Genomic DNA, 20,130 nt, shown 5'->3' on the forward strand with positions numbered 1-20,130 from the left:
TGGCAGCCCTGGCAGTGACTGACTGTAGGGCGCGGGGCACGTGGCCGTCCGTTCGCTGGCGAACAGACAACCATACCCGCAAAAGATATAGTCGCTTGCTTGTGCAAACGCCGTGTTAGGCTGCTGCACATAGCGGCCCTCGTTCGGACGTCTTTCATTTATCCCCTAGCTGACGACTGGAAACCAGGAAAACTGCCCATGTCGAGTCCGCATACCCAGCTGCACAACCCGAATCAAAACCATTTGCTCGCCGCCATGCTCGACGCCGATTTCGCGCGCCTTGCCCCCCATCTGGAGCAAGTCTCCATGCTGCTGGGCGACGTGATCTACGATTCGGGCGACAAGCTGCAGCATGTGTACTTTCCCACCACCGCCATCGTTTCTATACACTATCTGCTGGAAAATGGCGGCTCGTCGGAAATTGCCGGCGTGGGTAATGAAGGCGTGGTGGGCGTGGCGCTGTTTATGGGCGGCAACTCGACCCCCAGCCGCGCCGTGGTGCAGACGGGTGGCGTCGGCTATCGCCTGAAGGCGCACCTGCTGATGGAAGAATTCGACCGCGCCGGCCCCGTCATGCGCTTGCTGCTGCGCTATACGCAAGCCTTGATCACGCAAATGTCGCAGACGGCCGTGTGCAACCGCCACCATACGGTGGAGCAGCAGCTGTGCCGCTGGCTGCTGCTGACCATGGACCGCCTGCCGAACCGCGAACTGACCATGACGCAGGAACTCATCGCCAATATGTTGGGCGTGCGCCGCGAAGGCGTGACGGAAGCGGCCGGGCGCTTGCAGGCGCGTGGCTTTATCAGTTACCGGCGCGGCCATATCTCCGTGCTGGACCGCGCCGGTCTCGAAGGCAATGTGTGCGAATGCTATGGTGTGGTGAAGAAGGAATTCACGCGTCTGCTGTCGGACGTGCGCCAGCGCCAGGCGCACTGAACACTGCCGCACTGAACATTGCCGCACTGAAAATTGCCGCACTGAAAATTGCATTAAGTACCACATTCTTCCTCTTATCGTAGTCATTGCCCAGGCACATCATGCAATCTGTCGAAAACATCCCCCCGCGCGCACCCTCGCGCTGGCCCATGGCGCTGGCATTTTCGTTCAGCGCCGTCGTGCTGCTGGCCGTCGGCGCGCTGGCCTGGCGCGCGCCGTTCGAGACGGCATGCGCCATTGACGCGCTGGTATTTCTGCTGCTGATGCTGCTCGCGGCACTGTACCGGCGCACGGTGGCGGCCAGCCTGCCGCGCCAGCTGCTCAAGGCGGGCGCCTTGCAGGATGCGATCTTCAACAGCGCCAATTTCTCTTGCATCGCTACCGATGCGCAAGGCGTTATCCAGATTTTCAACGTGGGCGCCGAACGCATGCTCGGCTATGAAGCGAGCGACGTGGTCGACAAGTTGACGCCGGCCGGTATTTCCGACGCGCAAGAAATCATTGCGCGCGCCGCCGCCCTCAGCTCGGAACTTGATACCGTCATCACGCCCGGCGTGGAAGCGCTGGTGTTCAAGGCCACGCGCGGTATCGAAGACATTTATGAGCTGACCTACATCCGCAAGGATGGCAGCCGCTTCCCCGCCATCGTGTCCGTGACTGCCCTGCGCGACGCGCAGAGCAAGGTCATCGGTTACTTGCTGATCGGCACCGATAATACGGCGCGCAAGCAGGTCGAGGCGGAACAGGCGCTGCTGGACCAGCGCTTGCGCGAGCAGCAGTTCTATACGCGCTCGCTGATTGAATCGAATATCGACGCCCTGATGACGACGGACCCGCGCGGCATCATCAGCGACGTCAACCAGCAGATGGAAGCGCTGACGGGCTGTACGCGCGACGAATTGATCGGCGCGCCGTGCAAGAATTACTTTACGGAACCGGACCGGGCCGAGGAAGCCATCGCGCGCGTGTTGCGTGAAGGCAAAGTGACCAATTACGAGCTGACGGCCCTGGCACGTGACGGCAAGCAGACGGTAGTGTCGTACAACGCCTCGACCTTCCACGACCGCAACCGCAAGCTGCAGGGCGTGTTTGCCGCCGCGCGCGACGTGACGGAACGCAAGCAGTTCGAACTAGCCTTGCAAGACACGAATATCGAAATGGAAAAGGCCCGCCAGGCGGCGGAAAAGGCGAACCTGGCGAAGTCCGAGTTTCTGTCGAGCATGAGCCATGAATTGCGCACGCCCTTGAACGCCGTGTTGGGCTTTGCCCAACTGATGGCGTCCGAGACGCCGGCACCGAGCGTGCCGCAGCAGCGCTCGATCGACCAGATCCTCAAGGGCGGCTGGTATCTTTTGCGTTTGATCAATGAAATCCTCGACCTGGCCATGATCGAATCGGGCAAGGTCACCATGTCGGAAGAGGCGATGTCCTTGCTTGACGTGCTGCAGGATTGCCAGGCGATGATCGCGCCGCAGGCGGAAAAACGCGGCATCAGCATGCATTTCCCCCGCTGCGGCCAGGCTTTTTATGTGCATGCCGACCGTACGCGCGTAAAACAGGTGATGATCAATCTGCTGTCGAACGCCATCAAGTACAACCAGAGCGGCGGCAGCGTGAAAGTCGATTGCCGCCAGCGCGGCGACAAAGTGCGCACCAGCGTCAGCGACAGCGGCGCCGGCCTGAACGCCGAACAGATGAGTCAGCTGTTCCAGCCTTTCAACCGCCTGGGTCAGGAAAGCAGCACGGAAGAGGGCACGGGCATCGGCCTGGTCGTCACCAAGCAGCTGGTCGAACTGATGGGCGGCCAGATTGGCGTCGACAGCACGGTGGGCCTGGGCACCACTTTCTGGGTCGAATTCAAGGCCTCGCGCGCGCCCGAATTGCATCTGGAACCGGGCGAGGTCTTGCCTGTGGCACCGGAAGACCAGGAAACCCAGCGCACCTTGCTGTACGTGGAAGACAATCCGGCCAACCTGGCGCTGGTGGAGCAATTGATCGCCCGCCGCAGCGATTTGAAACTGCTGACCGCCATCGATGCGCATCTGGGCATCGACCTGGCGCGCACGTATCAGCCGGACGTGATCTTGATGGATATCAACCTGCCCGGCATCAGCGGCTATGGCGCCTTGCGCATCTTGCACGACGATCCGCTCACCAGCCACATTCCCGTGATGGCCCTGTCGGCCAACGCGGTGCCGCGCGACATCGAGAAAGGCCTGGAAGCGGGCTTCTTCCGCTACCTGACCAAGCCGATCAAGGTCGTCGAATTCATGGAGGCGCTCGACGTAGCCCTGCACCATGCGGCCGCGCACGGCCTGGTCGATGACACTCACGCAGTACGCTAATTCAGCACTTCATTTTAGGAATACCGCCATGCTTCAAGCCACCGAGATCCTGAACGCCAGCATTCTCATCGTTGACGACCAGGAAGCCAACGTCATGCTGCTGGAACAGGTGCTGCGCAATGCCGGCTACACGCGCATCACTTCCACCATGGACCCACAAGCCGTGCACGCGCTGCACCAGCAGCACCGCTACGACCTGATCCTGCTCGACTTGCAGATGCCGGAAATGGATGGCTTCGAAGTCATGGAAGGCTTGCGCGACATCGAGGCGGGCAGCTATCTGCCCGTGCTGGTGATCACGGCCCAGCCCGGCCACAAGCTGCGCGCGCTGCAGGCGGGCGCCAAGGACTTCGTCAGCAAACCCTTCGACTTGGTGGAAGTGAAGACGCGCATCCACAACATGCTGGAAGTGCGTTTGCTGTATCAGAAGCTGGCCGAATACAACAAGTCGCTGGAACAGATGGTGGAAGAGCGCACGGCCGAACTGCGCGAAAGCGAAGCGCGCTTCCAGCGCTTCACGGAACTGTCGTCCGATTGGTACTGGGAACAGGATGCGCAGGGCAATCTGACGCGCTTTTCCGGCCCCGTGGCCGAAATGCTGGGCATCGGCAGCGAAGCAGAGCCGCAGCGCTGGAACGCCACCGAGCGCGCCTTGCTCGACGCCAAGATTGCCGCGCGTGAACCCTTCCTCGACTTCATCTACAGCCGCGCCAACCTCGATGGCAGCACGCAGTATCTACAGGTCAGCGGCGAACCGATGTTCGATAATGGCAGCCGCTTCATCGGCTACCGCGGCATCGGCCTCGATGTCACGGAACGCTTGCGTATCGCCTGATTTATACTTGTGGATATTCACATCCACAAGGAAAGCATCATGGCTGACAAATCTCCCTCCTACTGGTTTCCCGCCAAGACCTATGGCTGGGGCTGGGGCTTGCCCATCACTTGGCAGGGCTGGCTGGTGTTCCTGGCCGCGCTGGCACTGTTCGCCTGCGGCGCGTTCCTGTTTCCCCCGCAAACCATGCTGGTCGGCTACATCGTGTATGAAGCGGCCATCGTTGCCGTGCTCATTTTCATTTGCCAGCTGAAGGGCGAACCGACCAGCTGGCGCTGGGGCAAGAAGAAATAAGCGTGCTGGCATCTGCTGCATTGCAGCAGATGCACAAAGACGACAGCTGCAAGAAATCATCTGGCCGCGCGGCGTGAACCGCGTATAATTGGCTCGCTGCCGCAAGGCGGCAAACGCTAGGGGTCCTGCCTTTCGCTGTGGAAACACGGTGCAAGCGCGGGTGAGAAATACCCTCCGAACCTGATCTGGATAATGCCAGCGAAGGGAAGCTTTAGGATGAACGCACCCCGCTTTTCCGCGTGCGCGCAGCCGAACCTCCTTAGCTGGCTCCAGGCTATAAATAGTCTAGCTGCAAGTCTAGCCAAGGAGCCAAAATGAACGCCAACCTGAAATTCCTCTCCGCCACCGCCACGGTCGACGAAGCCGCCATCGCGCCGCTGCCCAATTCGCGCAAGATTTACGTGCAAGGCAGCCGCCCCGACATCCGCGTGCCCATGCGCCAGATCAGCCAGTCCGACACGGAAGCGTCGTTTGGCGGCGAAAAGAATCCACCGATCTACGTCTACGACACGTCCGGCCCCTACACGGACCCGGACGTGAACATCGACATCCGCTCGGGTCTCGATACGCCGCGCCTGCCGTGGATCATGGAGCGGGCCGACACGGAAGAGCTGCCCGGCCCCACTTCCGACTATGGCATTGCCCGCCTGGCGGACCCGAAGCTGGCCGAACTGCGTTTCAACCTGCACCGCAAGCCGCGCCGCGCCAAGGCGGGCACCAATGTGACGCAGATGCACTATGCCCGGCGCGGCATCATCACGCCGGAAATGGAATTCGTTGCCATCCGTGAAAACATGCGCCGCGGAGAGTACTTGAAGGAGTTGAAAGCCTCCGGCCCCATGGGCGAACGCCTGGCCGAGCTGATGGGCCGCCAGCACCCTGGCCAGTCGTTCGGCGCCAGCATCCCGGCCGAAATCACGCCGGAATTCGTGCGCGAGGAAATCGCCCGCGGCCGCGCCATCATTCCCGCCAACATCAACCACCCGGAAGTCGAGCCGATGATTATCGGCCGCAATTTCCTGGTGAAAATCAACGCGAACATCGGCAATTCGGCCGTCACCTCGTCGATAGGCGAGGAAGTGGAAAAGATGACCTGGGCCATCCGCTGGGGTGGCGACAATGTGATGGACTTGTCCACCGGCAAGCATATCCACGAAACGCGCGAATGGATCGTGCGCAACAGCCCCGTGCCCATCGGCACCGTGCCCATTTACCAGGCGCTGGAAAAGGTCAATGGCAAGGCCGAAGATCTGACCTGGGAAATTTTCCGCGACACCCTGATCGAGCAGGCCGAGCAGGGCGTCGACTATTTCACCATCCACGCGGGCGTGCTGCTGCGCTATGTGCCGATGACGGCCAAGCGCTTGACGGGCATCGTCTCGCGCGGCGGTTCCATCATGGCGAAATGGTGTCTGGCGCACCACCAGGAATCGTTCCTGTACACGCATTTCGAAGACATCTGCGAAATCATGAAGGCATATGACGTCTCGTTCTCGCTGGGCGACGGCTTGCGCCCCGGTTCCATCTACGATGCCAACGATGAAGCGCAGCTGGGCGAACTGAAGACCTTGGGCGAGCTGACACAAGTGGCTTGGAAGCACGACGTGCAAGTGATGATCGAAGGCCCGGGCCACGTGCCCATGCAGCTGATCAAGGAAAACATGGACTTGCAGCTGGAGCAGTGCGGCGAAGCGCCGTTCTACACGCTGGGGCCGTTGACCACCGACATTGCGCCCGGCTACGACCACATCACTTCCGGCATCGGCGCGGCCATGATCGGCTGGTATGGCACGGCCATGCTGTGCTACGTGACGCCGAAGGAACACCTGGGCCTGCCCAACAAGGCGGACGTCAAGGACGGCATCATCACCTACAAAATCGCGGCGCACGCAGCCGACCTGGCGAAAGGCCATCCGGGTGCGCAAATCCGCGACAATGCCCTGTCGAAAGCCCGTTTCGAATTCCGCTGGGACGACCAGTTCAATATCGGCCTGGACCCGGACAAGGCGCGCGAATTCCACGATGAAACCTTGCCCAAGGATTCGGCCAAGGTGGCGCATTTCTGCTCCATGTGCGGCCCGCACTTCTGCTCGATGAAGATCACGCAGGAAGTGCGCGAATACGCGGCCGGCATGGGTATCGCGGAAGACAAGGCGCTCAAGCAGGGGATGGAAATCAAGGCCATCGAGTTCATCAAGAACGGTGCCGAGCTGTACCGCAAGGTCTGAAGGAGAGCGTGATGCCTGCATTGATATCCATCACGCTCAACGGCGCACCGCACCAGGTGCCGCCGGGGCAAACCCTGGATCAATTGATCGCCGCGCTGTCGCTGGAAAACCAGGCGCTGGCGCTGGCCGTCAACCGTAACGTGGTGCCGCGCAAGGCGTGGCCGGGACAGGTCTTGCAGGTGCAAGACCAAGTTGAAATTGTACGCGCCATCGGCGGCGGCTAGACTAAGGAAAAAGCAATGACAAGTAATAACAACGACGACCTGCTGACCATCGCAGGCAAACAATATCAATCACGCCTGCTGGTCGGTAGCGGCAAGTACAAGGACTTGCCGCAGACGCGCGAAGCGACGGACGCGGCGGAAGCGCAAATCATCACGGTGGCGATACGCCGCGTGAATATCGGCCAAGACCCGAACGCGCCCAGCCTGCTCGATTTCGTGCCGCCCGACCGGTACACGATATTGCCGAACACGGCCGGCTGCTACAACGCGAAAGATGCCGTCTACACCTTGCAACTGGCGCGCGAGCTGCTGGGTGGGCGCAATCTGGTGAAACTGGAAGTGCTGGGCGATGAAAAGACCCTGTTTCCGCACATGCCGGAAACCCTGATCGCAGCCGAAGCGCTGGTCAAGGATGGCTTTGACGTGATGGTCTACTGCAGCGACGACCCCATCCAGGCAAAGATTCTGGAAGACATCGGCTGCGTGGCCGTCATGCCGCTGGCGTCCCTGATCGGCTCGGGCATGGGTATCTTGAATCCGTGGAACTTGTCGCTGATCATAGACCAGGCCAAAGTTCCCGTGCTCGTCGATGCTGGCGTGGGCACGGCGTCGGATGCGGCCATTGCCATGGAGCTCGGTTGCGATGGCGTGCTGATGAATACGGCCATTGCCGGCGCGCGCGACCCCGTGCGCATGGCGCATGCGATGAAGCTGGCCGTGCGGGCCGGGCGCGAGGCGTTTCTGGCGGGACGCATGCCGAGAAAGTTCGCCGCTTCGCCGTCGTCGCCGATGGCGGGCCGCCTGGCGTGATGGGACAACAGCGTCTGCCGTATCGTCCGGTTGTGCTGGTGTTTGCCGGTCTCGACCCGTCAGGCGGCGCCGGTCTGGCCGCCGACATTATGGCCATTGCGGCGCAGGGCGCGCATGCGCTGCCGGTGATCACGGCGCTGACGGTGCAGGACAACGATCGCGTGTTTGCTGTCGAGCCGGTGGCGCCGGAATTGCTGCGCCGCCAGGCGCAGGCGTTGATCGACAAGGTGGTGATCAGCGCCGTGAAAATCGGCATCCCGGGCAGCGCCGCGAATGCGGCCGTCATTGCGCAACTGATCGCGCAATTGCGGCTGGCACGGCCGGACTTGCCCGTGGTGCTCGATCCCGTGCTGGCCAGCGGCCATGGCGACGTGCTCAGCCGGGACGATGCCGTGCTGGCGCTGGCGCCCTTGTTGCGCGTGTCGACCGTGATCGTGCCGAACGGGCCGGAAGCGCTGGCCCTCGGTGGCGAAGAAAACTTGCGCGCGCAAGGCTGCAAGAACGTGCTGGTGACGGGAGGGCACGGCGACGGTGAGGCGATTTTCAACCGCTGGTTCGATGCCAACGGCGGGGAGCGTGAGTGGCGCTGGCAGCGCCTGCCCGGCGCCTTCCACGGCAGCGGCTGCACCCTGGCCTCCGCCATTGCGGCGCGCCTGGCGCTGGGCCAGGCATTGCCCGAAGCGCTAGACCTGGCGCAAGCCTATTGCCATGCGGCCTTGGCCGACGCGTATGCGATTGCGTCCGGTCAGCTGATACCACAACGATTCAATGACTAAGGAAAACAGCATGCGTGGACTGTATCTGGTCACCCCGAACTGGGATGACACCGATCGCTTGCTCGACGTGAGCGAGCAAGCTTTGCAGGAAGGCGTGGCCCTGCTGCAATACCGTCACAAGAGCGCCGAAGCTGAGCTGCGGCGCGAGCAGGCGGGCGCCTTGCTGGCCCTGGCCCGCAAGTATGGCGTGCCCTTCATCATCAATGATTATCTTGAGCTGTGCGAAGAGCTTGACGCCGATGGCGTGCATGTGGGCGGTACGGACGCATCCGTGGCGCAGGTGCGCGCGCGCCTGGGGGCAGGCAAGATCGTCGGCGCCTCGTGCTATGGCGATATGGCCTTGGCACGGACGGCCGAGGCTGGCGGCGCCAGCTACGTGGCCTTCGGCGGCTTTTATCCTTCGCTGGTGAAAAAGTACCCGGTGACGACGTCCGCCGATATCGTGCTGCAAGCTAAACGCGAGATCAACTTGCCGTGCGTGGTGATCGGCGGCATGACGCCGGAGAACGCGGCGCCGCTGGTCGCGCGCGGTGCCGACATGGTGGCGGCCATCAGCAGCGTATTTGGCAAGGTATTGAGCAAGGTCGACCAGGCGGACGATGTGAGTATTGCGGTGCAGCAATTTAATCAATTGTTTGCAGCGTGAGCATGGGAATGGGGGGCTGATTTGGACGAATAATCGGCATATAATAAGAACATCATTCATTACCGAGGTCCCTTTAGCCATGAGTCAGCCAGCCGCCGCGAAACGCCTTATCCTGATCGTTGACGATGACCAGCTCCTGTTGGAATTCCTCGGCGAAGTCCTGCGCCATGCCGGCTACGAGACGGCCCTGGCCAATTCGGCCGAAGTGGCGCTGCAAATGGTCGCCCAGCGCGAGCCGGACTTGGCCTTGCTTGACATCCACATGCCGGGCATGTCCGGCCTGGAATTGGCCAAGCGCCTGCACGGCGAGACGGGCGTGCCGTTCATGTTCCTGTCCGGCAGTGGCGATAGCGAATCGGGCAAGCAGGCGGCCGCTTACGGCGCCGTCGGCTATGTGGTGAAACCCGTCGATGAAGGCCGTTTGATGCCCGCCTTCGAAGCGGGCCTGGCGCGCGCCGATGAAATCCGCCAGTTGCGCCGTACCGAGCTGAACCTGAATGCGGCCCTGGCCGCCGGCCGCGAAACCAGTCTGGCCGTGGGTTTGCTGATGGGTAAGTTCCAGACGGATCGCAACACGGCTTTCGAAGTGCTGCGCGACCATGCCCGTTCCAGCCGCCGCAAGATCAATGAAATCGCCAGCCAGCTGCTGCTGGCCGAGGAAACCCTGAACGGCCTGCATGGCGCATTCCTCAACCGCGCGAAAACCAAGTAAGCGTTGCACCGGCGCCGGCGTGGCATGTCGGCGCCTGCCTTGTTATGATGTGATGATACGGCGCGCTGGCGCGCCTGGTTCAACCATACGCAGGACACACCACAGGACACACATGAAAACCAAAGCAGCGATTGCATGGAAGGCGGGCGCCCCTTTGAGCGTCGAAGAAGTCGACCTGGCCGGCCCGCGCGAGGGTGAAGTACTGGTCGAGATCAAGGCCACCGGCATTTGCCACACCGATTACTACACCCTGTCGGGCGCCGATCCGGAAGGCATCTTCCCGGCTATCCTCGGTCATGAAGGCGCAGGCATCGTCGTCGACGTGGGCCCGGGCGTGAAGAGCCTGAAAAAGGATGACCACGTCATCCCCTTGTACACGCCGGAATGCCGCCAGTGCAAGTTCTGCCTGTCGCAGAAAACCAATCTGTGCCAGTCCATCCGCTCCACGCAAGGCCGTGGCCTGATGCCGGACGCGACCTCGCGCTTTTCCATCGACGGTCAACCCATCTTCCACTACATGGGCACGTCCACCTTCTCGAACTACATCGTCGTGCCGGAAATCGCCCTGGCCAAGATTCGTGAAGACGCGCCATTCGACAAGGTCTGCTACATCGGTTGCGGCGTGACGACGGGCGTGGGCGCCGTGCTGTTTACCGCCAAGGTGGAAGCGGGCGCCAACGTGGTGGTGTTCGGCCTGGGTGGCATTGGTCTGAACGTGATCCAGGCAGCGAAGATGGTCGGCGCCGATAAAATCATCGGCGTGGACATCAACCCGGCGCGCCAGGCCATCGCGCGCAAGTTCGGCATGACGCATTTCGTCAACGCCAACGAGGTGGAAAACGTGGTCGACACCATCGTGCAGCTGACTGACGGCGGCGCCGATTATTCGTTTGAATGCATCGGCAACACCACCACCATGCGCCAGTCGCTCGAGTGCTGCCACAAGGGCTGGGGCCAGTCCATCATCATCGGCGTGGCGGCGGCCGGCCAGGAAATCTCCACCCGTCCATTCCAGCTGGTGACGGGGCGCGTGTGGAAAGGTTCGGCTTTCGGTGGTGCACGCGGCCGCACGGACGTGCCGAAGATCGTTGACTGGTATATGGAAGGCAAGCTCAATATCGATGATTTGATCACGCACCGCCTGAAGCTCGATGATATCAACCAGGGTTTCGACTTGATGAAGAGCGGCGAATCGATCCGCTCCGTCGTGCTGTACTGATTTCAGATACGCCGTACCACGGCGTTTTTGCGGAGGCTGCGGCCTCCGTTTTTTTCGTCCGTGGTTTGCCATTCATCGCGCAAGCCTGCCATCCAGACCTGCCTTTGTGCAGCCTGTCGCACCACGCTGGAGCCGTGATCCATCCACCGCTAAAGTCAACGCTCCACTACTTTTGCGACGAGGCAGCCATGTCCACTTCCTATCGTTTGATCCTCAGCTTGGCCGGTATCTTGCTTGGCGGCAGCGCGCTGGCCGTGCAGCCGCCGCAGCCGCCCGCGCCACCGGCCGCACCTGCCGCGCCCAGCGTGCAGGTCAGCCGTTCGCTCGACAAGGGCGAAAGCTATGCGCTGGTCGATGGCGCCAGCGATAGCGAGGGTGTCATCGTCGTCGACAGCGATATTCACTCGCAGCAGGTGGAAAAGCTCAAGCGCTCGATCAAGGGGCCATTCCTATGGTTCCGCGACCAGGGGCGGGCTTACGTGCTGCAGGATGCTGCCTTGCTGGGCAAGGTGCGTACGGCATGGCAGCCCTCGAAACAGATCGGCAAGGAGATGACTGCGCTCGGCGATCAAATGGATGCGCATGGCAAGGCCATGGGTGAAATGGGTCGCAAGATGGGCGCCCGCAGCCAGGCGAACGGTAGCGCGCGCGAGTCGGAACAGCTGCGTGCGCTGGGCCGCCAGCAGCAGGAGCTGGGCCGCAAGCTCGGCGATGCCTCGCGCCGCCAGGCGCTGGCAACGAGCGACACGGCGCGCCGCGCGGCCGAGCGCGACGTGGAACGCTTACAGCAGCAGATGGAAGATGCGCAGGAAGAGATGGAAGAGATCAACGACCGTATCGCCGACGTGCACGAGCGCGAGGCCGAGAAAGTGGAGCAGATGTCGCGCCAGATGGAGCAGCGCAGCAAGCCGATGGAAGCGCTGGGCAAGCAAATGGGCGACCTGGGCCGCCAGCAGGAAAAAGTCGTCAAGATCGCGGACAAGACCACGCGCCAGGTGATCGCCCAGGCGCTTAGCGAAGGCAAGGCAAAATTGGTGCGCTAGACTTGACGCCAAATGGCGGCCACGGCCCGGTATTGCGCCGGCAACTGCTGCCTGGCCTCGTCTTCGCTGGCATACACCTCATCCTGCACCGTGTCCCAGCGTGCATCGCAGCAGAAACGGTAGACGCGCGCCTCGTCGCCGTAGCGGCACACGGCCAGGCCGTGGATGGCGATGGGGCCGGCGCCACCATGCTCATCGGCGACGTGACCGAAGGGCAGGTCGGACCAGGCCCAGGCCAGTACGCGGGCGCCGTCGAGGTGAGTGGGTGGTGTCATGGGATACAGGCCGCTGTGTCGGGACGCCGATTGTAGCGCGCACATGGAAAACTGGCGCGACCGCTGGACAAATGCACAGTATTTTTAGCCATGCCGGTATAATCACGGCATGCAAAATCTTCTTCACAACCTCAATCCCGAACAATTGGCTGCCGTCACTTTGCCGGCCCAGCATGCGCTGATCCTGGCTGGCGCCGGTTCGGGCAAGACCCGCGTGCTGACCACCCGCATCGCGTGGCTGATCCAGACCCAGCAGGTATCGCCGCCCGGCATCCTGGCCGTGACCTTTACGAATAAAGCCGCCAAGGAAATGCTCACGCGCCTGTCGGCCATGCTGCCGATCAACACGCGCGGCATGTGGATCGGCACCTTCCACGGCCTGTGCAACCGCTTGCTACGCACGCACTACCGCGATGCGGCCTTGCCGCAGACCTTCCAGATCCTCGATTCGCAGGATCAGTTGTCGGTGATCAAGCGCTTGTTGAAGGCAAACAATATTGACGATGAAAAATTCCCGCCGAAGACGGTGATGTATTTCATCAACAATGCCAAGGACCAGGGCTTGCGCGCCACGGACGTGGAAGCGTACGACGCGCACGAGCGCAAGATGGTCGAGCTGTACCAGCTGTACGACGACCAGTGCCAGCGCGAAGGCGTGGTCGATTTTGCCGAATTGCTGCTGCGCACGTATGAATTGCTGAGCCGCAACCAGCCGCTGCGCGAGCACTATCAGGCGCGCTTCCGCCACATCCTGGTGGACGAGTTCCAGGATACCAACAACCTGCAATACAACTGGCTCAAGTTGCTGGCCGGACACGGCAGCCGCGATGGCGGCGCCCTGTTTGCCGTGGGTGACGATGACCAGAGCATTTACGCGTTTCGCGGCGCCAACGTGGGCAATATGAGCGCCTTCGAGCACGAGTTTCAGGTCAAGAACTTGATCAAGCTGGAGCAGAACTACCGCTCGCACGGCCACATCCTCGACAGCGCTAACGTGTTGATTGCGAACAATAGCAAGCGCCTGGGCAAGAATCTTCGCACGGACGCGGGCCATGGCGAGCAGGTGCGCGTGTATGAAGCCAGTTCCGACTTGCAGGAAGCGCAGTGGATCATCGAAGAGGCGAAAAGCCTGATCGCCGATGGTGCCTCGCGCAGTGAGATCGCCATTTTGTACCGCTCGAATGCGCAGTCGCGCGTGATCGAACATGCGCTGTTCTCGGCGGCGATTCCGTACCATGTGTACGGCGGCCAGCGCTACTTCCAGCGCGCCGAGGTGAAGCACGCGATTGCTTATTTGCAATTGATGGACAATCCGCACAACGATTCGGCTTTCTTGCGCGTGGTCAATTTCCCCACGCGCGGTATCGGCATGCGCTCGATCGAGCAATTGCAGGCCGCGTCGGAACAGTACGGCATTTCGCTGTACGCATCCGTGCCCTATGTGGCGGGCAAGGCGGGCAGCGTGCTGGCCGGCTTCGTCAAGCTGATCGAAGGCGTGCGTTTCGAGACGCAGCAATTGTCGCTGCCGGAAATGGTCAGAGTGGTGCTGGAAGCGAGTACCTTGCTGCAGCATTATCAGAATGAAAAGGAAGGCGCCGACCGCATCGAGAATCTGGAACAGATGGTCAGCGCGGCCAGCCAGTTCGTTTCCGAAGAAGGTTTCGGCCAGGCGGCACCGGCCCACCTGGGGCCTGCCGCCCAGGCGCAGTCGGGCGCGCCCGTCGTCAACCAGGATGGCATCGAGATTCTGGACGCCGACGCACCGCTGCCGGCCGTGATGTCGCCTCTGTCCGCCTTCCTGTCGCACGCGTCGCTGGAAGCGGGCGATAACCAGGCGCAGGCGGGCCAGGATGCGCTGCAGATGATGACCGTGCACTCGGCCAAGGGCCTGGAATTCGACAACGTGTTCATTACGGGCCTGGAAGAGGGCCTGTTCCCGCACGAAAGCAGCTCGAAGGAAGATAACGGCGTGGAAGAGGAACGCCGGCTGATGTACGTGGCGATCACGCGCGCGCGCAAGCGTCTGTACATGAGCTTTTCGCAGACGCGCATGCTGCATGGCCAAACGCGCTACAACATGAAGTCGCGCTTCTTCGATGAATTGCCGGAAGAAGCGTTGAAATGGCTGTCGCCGAAGGTGCAGGCGAACTGGTTCGGCAACCGCAAGTCGGCCTGGGATGAGGCACCGCGCGTGGCCAGCCTGGGTTCGGATAATGCGATTGCGCAAAAGATCGCGCAAAAAGCCACGGGCGGCGGCTGGCGCATCGGTGAATCGGTGGCGCACGCCAAGTTTGGCGAAGGCGTGATCGTCAATATCGAAGGCGGTGGCGGCAATGCGCGCGCGCAAATCAATTTCGGACAGCACGGCATGAAGGTGCTGGACCTGGGGATAGCCAAGCTGGAGCGATTGGGCCGCTAAGTTAGCCGAGCATCAATAAAAAAAGGCAGCCTGCGCAGGCTGCCTTTTTTTTATGAAGAGTCGGAATCAGTCGTTCGGCTTGTCCAGCGACACTGTCTTGCTGTCATCGACCGGCACGCCGAAGATCTGGCGGTAGGCGGCGTAGAACGAGCAATGCATGATGATGGTGAGTATCATCGACAGCGGCATCATCAGCTGCATCATCAGCGGCGTGCGGCCAAAGATGACGGCCAGCAACTGGCTGGTGACGACGCTGATGGCGAACCAGGTGGCGGCGAAGACGATGAAGGCCGACAGCGAGCGCCAGACGGCGAAAAAGCTGAAGAACAGCGACTTGCCCAGGCCGGTTTTTTGCCAGTAGATCAGCGGCGCGGCAAAGCAGAAGGCCATGGCGGCCGGCACATACAGCACGATGGCCAGCAGGATGCCCAGGCCCAGGCGCGATTCGGGAATGGCGGTGCGCGCCGCTTCTTCCGTCAGTTGCCCGGTGACCAGTTGCCACAGCAAGCCGTCGTCCACCAGGGTCGACGCGCCGATGGCAACAATGGCCATCAGGATGTACAGCACGCCTAGGCCGAACAGGGCCGGGAAGGCCGGCTTGCGAAAGCCCGAGATCAACAGGCTGGGCAGGACGCGCTTGCCCTGGTCGATATTCAGGCAGCCTTGCACGAAGGCCACGGAAAACACGGGTACCAGGATGACGGGCAGCATCTGACCGAGCACGGGTACGATGCTGACGGCCAGCATGCAGAACATATAGCCGAGAAACAGCATCGACATGCCGCCAGGTTGCTTGCGAAACAGGGCGAAGCCTTGCTTCACCCATTGCCAACCTGTACTTGCAGGTAATTTTTCCATGTTTAAAACAGTTCCGGAGCAGGTGTGGCGATACGTTCGCGCAGAATGCGTTCGAAATGCGCCGGATCGTGCGGGGTCAGCATTTCCGCTTCGCGCGGCTGGTAATAATCGTACAGGCGTGACAGCCAGAAGCGCAGCGCGGCGGCGCGCAGCATCGCTTGCCATGCCGTCTGTTCTTCGTGCGTGAACGGGCGCACGGCCCGGTAGGCGTCGAGCAGGGCGCGCACGCGCAGCGTGTCGAGCACGCCCGTGGCCAGGTTGATGCACCAATCGTTGACGGTGACGGCGACATCGAACAGCCAGGTGTCGCAACCGGCAAAGTAAAAGTCGAAAAAGCCCGTCAGTTGCTCACCGTCAAACATGACATTGTTGCGGAACAAGTCGGCATGCACGGGACCGCGCGGAATGGCTTTATACGTATCGCAGGCCGCAAAGGCATCCTGGAAATGGATTTCCGCGCGCAGCAGATGCGCCCTGGCATCGTCGAGGTGGTGCAAGACCAGCGGCGTGGTGGTGTTCCACCAGTCCAGGCCCCGCAAATTCGGCTGCTGCAGGGGGAAATCGCGTCCTGCCAGGTGCATCTTCGCCAGCATGGCGCCGACAGCCGCGCAATGCACGGCTTGCGGCGCCATCTGCGAGCTGCCGTCGAGTTTGCTGACGATGGCGGCCGGCTTGCCTTGCAAGGCCGTCACCAGTGCGCCATCGGCATTGGCGATCGGCGCGGGCACCAGCACGCCCCGGTCCGCCAAATGACGCATCAGTTGCAGGTAAAACGGCAATTGCTCGAAGCTGAGGTTTTCAAAGATCGTCAGCACATACTCGCCGCGCTCCGTGCTCAGGAAGAAATTGCTGTTTTCGATGCCGGATGCGATGCCCTTGAGCGCCAGAGGTTTGCCGAGTGGAAACTGCGTGATCCATTGGCCGATATCGTCCAGGTGTAGCGCGGTAAAAACTGCCATGGGAAAGAGAGGAATGGTCTAAAAGGTCAAAAAAAGCCGGCTGCCCCGCAGGTGGCCGGGGAAGGGCAGAAGAGAGTGGCTGCTTACTTCGCTGTTGCGGGCGGTGCTGGCGCGTCCGCTGCCTCTTCGTCGCGTTGTTTCTGTTTCTTCTTGCCCAGGTCGAATTCCAGCACTTTCCATTGCGGGCCGCGCAGGGCATTGCCGTGGGCCTGGTCGGCGCCGGCGGCCGGCTTCATGTAATAAGTGCTGCCGCCGCTGGTGACTTTGACTTCGCTGGTGACGCCCGCTTCGCGTTTTTCGGTAATCTGCTGCTTGGCTGCGGCCGGTGCCACGGTGATGGGTGCTTCGCCCATTTCCTCGATGCGTTCCAGTTGTGGCGGCGCTTCGCTCGGTTTTGCCGGCGTCTGGGCGCTGGCAAGGGCCGAACATGCCAGCAGGGGCAGGGCGAGGAATGTCCAGAGTGTCGATGTACGCATCATGATGGGTTCGCTTCCATGTGTGGGACTGCAGCGCGTGCAGTGGTGTAATGCCGTCAATTTATCTATCAGGCATTGTAACAAACTGGTAGGCAATGCTGTTTAATACGGCTGATTAAATGCGCGGAAATGGCTGGCAGTGGCAGCCTGCGCGCCCGCACGGGGCGCCAGGGTGGCAAAAACGCCAGGAACGGCACGCGTCGTGGCCGGTGGCGCGGGCCTAAACTCTGCGATAATTGGACGATATTTCACCCGTCTGCCGCTCTTTCCCCGGCTGGCGCGGCTCACCTTATTTTATTGGCATTATGCAAAACACCCTGCTGTTAGTCGACGGTTCCAGTTACCTTTATCGTGCCTTCCATGCGCTGCCCGACTTGCGCAGTCCGGACGGCTATCCCACGGGCGCCATGCACGGCATGGTCAACATGCTGCGCCGCCTGCGCGCCGATTACCCGGCCGCCTACATCGCCTGCGTGTTCGATGCCAAGGGTAAAACTTTCCGCGACGACATGTATCCCGAATACAAGGCCACGCGCGCCTCGATGCCGGACGACCTGCGCCTGCAGATCGAACCGATCCATGAAGCCGTGCGCGCCATGGGCTGGCCGATCTTGATGGTCGACGGCGTGGAAGCCGATGACGTGATTGGGACTTTGGCCGTGCAGGCGGCGGCGGCCGGCATGAACGTGGTGGTGTCGACGGGCGACAAGGACCTGGCGCAGCTGGTCAACAGCCAGGTGACCCTGATCAATACCATGAGCAATGAAAAGCTTGACGAAGCGGCCGTGTTGGCCAAGTTCGGCGTGCCGCCGAACCGCATCATCGATTATTTGTCGCTGATCGGCGATACGGTCGATAACGTGCCGGGCGTGTCGAAATGCGGCCCGAAGACGGCCGTCAAGTGGCTGACCTTGTACGACAGCCTGGAAGGCGTCATGGACAACGCTGCCAAGGTGGGCGGCGCCGTGGGCGAACACCTGCGCACGGCCCTGCCATGGCTGCCGCAGGCGCGCGCCTTGATCACTGTCAAGACCGATTGCGATTTGTCGCAGCATATGACGACGATCGCCGACTCGCTGGTGGCGAAACACGAAGACAAGGAAGCGCTGCTGGCTTTCTTCAACCGCTATGGCTTCAAGGCCCTGCTGCGCGAACTGGGCGCGGCACCGCCGCCGATGTCGCCTGTCGGCGCACCTGTCGCCGGTGGCGCTGCGGCCAACACGACGGGCGACATGTTTGCCGATGCCGCTCCAGTGGTGGAAGCCGTGTATGAAACCGTCCTGACGGATGAACAGCTGGATAAATGGATCGCCCTGATCGATGCGGCGCCTTTGAGCGCCGTGGACACGGAAACCACCTCGCTGGAACCGATGACGGCGCAAATGGTCGGTATTTCCCTCTCCGTTGCCGAGCACGCCGCCTGCTACATTCCGCTGGCCCACGATTACGCGGGCGCGCCGGAACAGTTGACGCGCGAACACGTGCTGGCGAAATTGCGCCCGTGGCTGGAAGATGCAAACAAACCCAAGCTGGGCCAGAACCTGAAATACGACAGCCATATCTTCGCCAACCATGGCGTGACGTTGCGCGGCATCACCCACGATACCCTGCTGGTATCGTATGTGTTCGAATCGCACAAAAAGCACGACATGGACAGCCTGGCCCTGCGTCACCTGAACTACACGACCATCCCCTTCGAGGACGTGTGCGGCAAGGGCGCCAAGCAAATTACCTTTAATCAGGTGGAAGTGGAGCAGGCGGCGAAATATGCGGCCGAGGATGCCGATGTGACCTTGCGTTTGTACAATGCCATGTGGGGCAACGTGGCGAACGATGAAAAGCTCACCTTCATCTATGAAAAGATCGAGATGCCGACGGCCGTGGTCTTGCAAAAAATCGAGCGCAACGGCGTGCTGATCGACGACGAGTTGCTCAACATTCAGTCGGCCGAGCTGGCCGTGAAAATTCTTGAGCTGGAAAAGAAGGCGTATGAACTGGCCGAGCAGCCGTTTAATTTAGGCTCACCCAAGCAGATCGGCGAAATCTTCTTTGAAAAGCTGAAACTGCCGGTGGTGAAAAAGACGCCGACGGGTGCGCCATCGACGGATGAAGAAGTCTTGCAAAAGCTGGCCGAGGATTATCCGCTGCCGAAAGTGTTGCTGGAATACCGCGGCATGGCCAAGCTGAAATCGACCTACACGGACAAATTGCCGAAGATGATCAACGTTACCACCGGGCGCGTGCACACGAACTATGCGCAAGCCGTGGCTGTGACGGGGCGCTTGGCGTCGAACGACCCGAACTTGCAGAATATTCCCATCCGCAGCGCGGAAGGCCGTCGCATCCGCGAAGCCTTCATTGCGCCACCGGGCAGCCATATCGTCTCGGCCGACTATTCGCAGATCGAATTGCGCATCATGGCGCATATCTCGGGCGATGAAGCCATGCTGCGCGCATTTGCCGACGGCATCGACATTCACCGCGCCACGGCCGCTGAAATCTTTGGCGTGCCGGCCGCGGAAGTACAGAGCGAACAGCGCCGCTACGCCAAAGTCATCAACTTCGGTTTGATCTACGGCATGAGCGCGTTTGGCCTGGCCGGTAACCTGGGCGTGGACCGCACGGCCGCGCAAAGCTATATCGACCGTTACTTCGCGCGTTTTTCCGGCGTGAAACAGTATATGGAAGACACGCGCCAGCAAGCCAAGGCGCGCGGCTACGTGGAAACCGTGTTCGGCCGCCGTCTGTGGTTGCCGGAGATTAATTCACCCAACGGTCCGCGCCGCCAGGGGGCCGAACGGGCCGCCATCAACGCACCGATGCAGGGCACGGCTGCCGACCTGATCAAGCTGGCCATGATCGCCGTGCAAGGCTGGCTGGAAACCGACGGCTTGCAAACGAAGATGATCATGCAGGTGCACGATGAACTGGTGCTGGAAGTGCCGGACGCCGAGCTGGAATTGGTCAAGCGCAAGCTGCCGGAGCTGATGGCGGGCGTGGCTGAGTTGAAAGTACCGCTGACGGCGGAGGTAGGTATCGGTAAAAATTGGGACGAAGCGCACTAAATTTCAA

General features: G+C 61.3%; 18 protein-coding genes and 1 riboswitch. Of the genes, 14 read left to right on the forward strand and 4 right to left on the reverse strand.

Going from position 1 to position 20,130, the window contains the following annotated elements; translation table 11 throughout:
• Nucleotides 1–198: 198 nt before the first annotated feature.
• The 12 genes from ACQ4W7_RS15090 (at nucleotide 199) to ACQ4W7_RS15145 (ending at nucleotide 12,071) form a co-directional block, all read left to right on the forward strand.
• Nucleotides 199–939, forward strand: coding sequence for a Crp/Fnr family transcriptional regulator (locus tag ACQ4W7_RS15090; RefSeq protein WP_436531478.1), 741 nt, complete (start codon nucleotides 199–201; stop codon nucleotides 937–939).
• A gap of 101 nt (nucleotides 940–1,040) precedes the next feature.
• Nucleotides 1,041–3,284 carry a PAS domain S-box protein gene (locus tag ACQ4W7_RS15095; protein ID WP_426074664.1) on the forward strand — a complete coding sequence of 748 codons (2,244 nt, stop codon included), beginning with the start codon at nucleotides 1,041–1,043 and terminating at the stop codon, nucleotides 3,282–3,284.
• Between the two features lie 28 nt (nucleotides 3,285–3,312).
• A complete protein-coding gene (locus ACQ4W7_RS15100) occupies nucleotides 3,313–4,119 on the forward strand; it encodes a response regulator (protein ID WP_426074665.1) in 807 nt (268 codons plus the stop codon).
• A 39-nt stretch (nucleotides 4,120–4,158) separates the two neighbouring features.
• A complete protein-coding gene (locus ACQ4W7_RS15105; protein ID WP_426074666.1) occupies nucleotides 4,159–4,413 on the forward strand; it encodes a hypothetical protein in 255 nt (84 codons plus the stop codon).
• A gap of 108 nt (nucleotides 4,414–4,521) precedes the next feature.
• A riboswitch (TPP riboswitch) is annotated at nucleotides 4,522–4,637 on the forward strand.
• 90 nt (nucleotides 4,638–4,727) lie between these two features.
• Nucleotides 4,728–6,641, forward strand: a complete 1,914-nt coding sequence (thiC, locus tag ACQ4W7_RS15110) for a phosphomethylpyrimidine synthase ThiC (protein WP_426074667.1) — start codon at nucleotides 4,728–4,730, stop codon at nucleotides 6,639–6,641.
• A 20-nt stretch (nucleotides 6,642–6,661) separates the two neighbouring features.
• A complete protein-coding gene (thiS, locus tag ACQ4W7_RS15115; protein WP_071079564.1) occupies nucleotides 6,662–6,865 on the forward strand; it encodes a sulfur carrier protein ThiS in 204 nt (67 codons plus the stop codon).
• 15 nt (nucleotides 6,866–6,880) lie between these two features.
• Entirely contained in the window at nucleotides 6,881–7,675 is a 795-nt protein-coding gene (locus ACQ4W7_RS15120) for a thiazole synthase (protein WP_436531481.1), read from the forward strand.
• Nucleotides 7,675–8,451, forward strand: a complete 777-nt coding sequence (thiD, locus tag ACQ4W7_RS15125; protein WP_436531483.1) for a bifunctional hydroxymethylpyrimidine kinase/phosphomethylpyrimidine kinase — start codon at nucleotides 7,675–7,677, stop codon at nucleotides 8,449–8,451. Before ACQ4W7_RS15120 ends, thiD begins: the two co-directional genes overlap by 1 nt.
• Before the next feature lie 10 nt (nucleotides 8,452–8,461).
• Nucleotides 8,462–9,097, forward strand: a complete 636-nt coding sequence (gene thiE / locus ACQ4W7_RS15130) for a thiamine phosphate synthase (RefSeq protein WP_436531485.1) — start codon at nucleotides 8,462–8,464, stop codon at nucleotides 9,095–9,097.
• A 79-nt stretch (nucleotides 9,098–9,176) separates the two neighbouring features.
• Entirely contained in the window at nucleotides 9,177–9,809 is a 633-nt protein-coding gene (locus ACQ4W7_RS15135) for an ANTAR domain-containing response regulator (protein WP_071079471.1), read from the forward strand.
• A 112-nt stretch (nucleotides 9,810–9,921) separates the two neighbouring features.
• On the forward strand, nucleotides 9,922–11,028 hold the full coding sequence (locus ACQ4W7_RS15140) for an S-(hydroxymethyl)glutathione dehydrogenase/class III alcohol dehydrogenase (protein ID WP_426074671.1): 1,107 nt from the start codon (nucleotides 9,922–9,924) through the stop codon (nucleotides 11,026–11,028).
• Between the two features lie 188 nt (nucleotides 11,029–11,216).
• Entirely contained in the window at nucleotides 11,217–12,071 is an 855-nt protein-coding gene (locus tag ACQ4W7_RS15145) for a hypothetical protein (protein WP_436531487.1), read from the forward strand.
• Here the strand turns inward: ACQ4W7_RS15145 and ACQ4W7_RS15150 are convergent.
• Nucleotides 12,068–12,346: a hypothetical protein gene (locus tag ACQ4W7_RS15150; protein ID WP_426074673.1), complete on the reverse strand. Its 279-nt coding sequence runs from the start codon at nucleotides 12,344–12,346 to the stop codon at nucleotides 12,068–12,070. The two genes, ACQ4W7_RS15145 and ACQ4W7_RS15150, sit on opposite strands and share 4 nt — an antisense overlap.
• Before the next feature lie 109 nt (nucleotides 12,347–12,455).
• Between ACQ4W7_RS15150 and ACQ4W7_RS15155 the strand changes: the two genes are divergently transcribed.
• Nucleotides 12,456–14,765 carry a UvrD-helicase domain-containing protein gene (locus ACQ4W7_RS15155; protein ID WP_426074674.1) on the forward strand — a complete coding sequence of 770 codons (2,310 nt, stop codon included), beginning with the start codon at nucleotides 12,456–12,458 and terminating at the stop codon, nucleotides 14,763–14,765.
• 66 nt (nucleotides 14,766–14,831) lie between these two features.
• Here the strand turns inward: ACQ4W7_RS15155 and ACQ4W7_RS15160 are convergent, their stop codons facing one another.
• The 3 genes from ACQ4W7_RS15160 to ACQ4W7_RS15170 all read right to left on the reverse strand — a co-directional run bounded on the left by ACQ4W7_RS15160 (nucleotide 14,832) and on the right by ACQ4W7_RS15170 (nucleotide 17,061).
• A complete protein-coding gene (locus ACQ4W7_RS15160) occupies nucleotides 14,832–15,623 on the reverse strand; it encodes a BPSS1780 family membrane protein (protein WP_426074442.1) in 792 nt (263 codons plus the stop codon).
• 2 nt (nucleotides 15,624–15,625) lie between these two features.
• Complete coding sequence (locus ACQ4W7_RS15165; protein WP_426074444.1) at nucleotides 15,626–16,582, reverse strand: homoserine kinase; 957 nt, start codon at nucleotides 16,580–16,582, stop codon at nucleotides 15,626–15,628.
• A gap of 83 nt (nucleotides 16,583–16,665) precedes the next feature.
• Nucleotides 16,666–17,061, reverse strand: a complete 396-nt coding sequence (locus tag ACQ4W7_RS15170) for a hypothetical protein (RefSeq protein WP_426074445.1) — start codon at nucleotides 17,059–17,061, stop codon at nucleotides 16,666–16,668.
• 302 nt (nucleotides 17,062–17,363) lie between these two features.
• On the opposite strand from ACQ4W7_RS15170, the gene polA reads away from it, so the two are divergent.
• Complete coding sequence (gene polA / locus ACQ4W7_RS15175; RefSeq protein WP_436531490.1) at nucleotides 17,364–20,123, forward strand: DNA polymerase I; 2,760 nt, start codon at nucleotides 17,364–17,366, stop codon at nucleotides 20,121–20,123.
• Nucleotides 20,124–20,130: the final 7 nt, after the last annotated feature.

The sequence above is a fragment of the Janthinobacterium algoris genome (assembly GCF_051380935.1).
Classification (GTDB): Bacteria; Pseudomonadota; Gammaproteobacteria; order Burkholderiales; family Burkholderiaceae_D; genus Janthinobacterium.

What these genes read in the sequence shown, in the direction of transcription:
- ACQ4W7_RS15170 (WP_426074445.1), bottom strand. Translation starts at nt 17,061, where the DNA reads ATGATGCGTACATCGACACTCTGGACATTCCTCGCCCTGCCCCTGCTG.
- ACQ4W7_RS15105 (WP_426074666.1), top strand. Translation starts at nt 4,159, where the DNA reads ATGGCTGACAAATCTCCCTCCTACTGGTTTCCCGCCAAGACCTATGGC.
- ACQ4W7_RS15150 (WP_426074673.1), bottom strand. Translation starts at nt 12,346, where the DNA reads ATGACACCACCCACTCACCTCGACGGCGCCCGCGTACTGGCCTGGGCC.
- ACQ4W7_RS15155 (WP_426074674.1), top strand. Translation starts at nt 12,456, where the DNA reads ATGCAAAATCTTCTTCACAACCTCAATCCCGAACAATTGGCTGCCGTC.
- ACQ4W7_RS15100 (WP_426074665.1), top strand. Translation starts at nt 3,313, where the DNA reads ATGCTTCAAGCCACCGAGATCCTGAACGCCAGCATTCTCATCGTTGAC.
- ACQ4W7_RS15165 (WP_426074444.1), bottom strand. Translation starts at nt 16,582, where the DNA reads ATGGCAGTTTTTACCGCGCTACACCTGGACGATATCGGCCAATGGATC.
- polA (WP_436531490.1), top strand. Translation starts at nt 17,364, where the DNA reads ATGCAAAACACCCTGCTGTTAGTCGACGGTTCCAGTTACCTTTATCGT.
- ACQ4W7_RS15160 (WP_426074442.1), bottom strand. Translation starts at nt 15,623, where the DNA reads ATGGAAAAATTACCTGCAAGTACAGGTTGGCAATGGGTGAAGCAAGGC.
- thiD (WP_436531483.1), top strand. Translation starts at nt 7,675, where the DNA reads ATGGGACAACAGCGTCTGCCGTATCGTCCGGTTGTGCTGGTGTTTGCC.
- ACQ4W7_RS15135 (WP_071079471.1), top strand. Translation starts at nt 9,177, where the DNA reads ATGAGTCAGCCAGCCGCCGCGAAACGCCTTATCCTGATCGTTGACGAT.
- ACQ4W7_RS15095 (WP_426074664.1), top strand. Translation starts at nt 1,041, where the DNA reads ATGCAATCTGTCGAAAACATCCCCCCGCGCGCACCCTCGCGCTGGCCC.
- ACQ4W7_RS15145 (WP_436531487.1), top strand. Translation starts at nt 11,217, where the DNA reads ATGTCCACTTCCTATCGTTTGATCCTCAGCTTGGCCGGTATCTTGCTT.
- thiC (WP_426074667.1), top strand. Translation starts at nt 4,728, where the DNA reads ATGAACGCCAACCTGAAATTCCTCTCCGCCACCGCCACGGTCGACGAA.
- ACQ4W7_RS15090 (WP_436531478.1), top strand. Translation starts at nt 199, where the DNA reads ATGTCGAGTCCGCATACCCAGCTGCACAACCCGAATCAAAACCATTTG.
- ACQ4W7_RS15140 (WP_426074671.1), top strand. Translation starts at nt 9,922, where the DNA reads ATGAAAACCAAAGCAGCGATTGCATGGAAGGCGGGCGCCCCTTTGAGC.
- thiE (WP_436531485.1), top strand. Translation starts at nt 8,462, where the DNA reads ATGCGTGGACTGTATCTGGTCACCCCGAACTGGGATGACACCGATCGC.
- ACQ4W7_RS15120 (WP_436531481.1), top strand. Translation starts at nt 6,881, where the DNA reads ATGACAAGTAATAACAACGACGACCTGCTGACCATCGCAGGCAAACAA.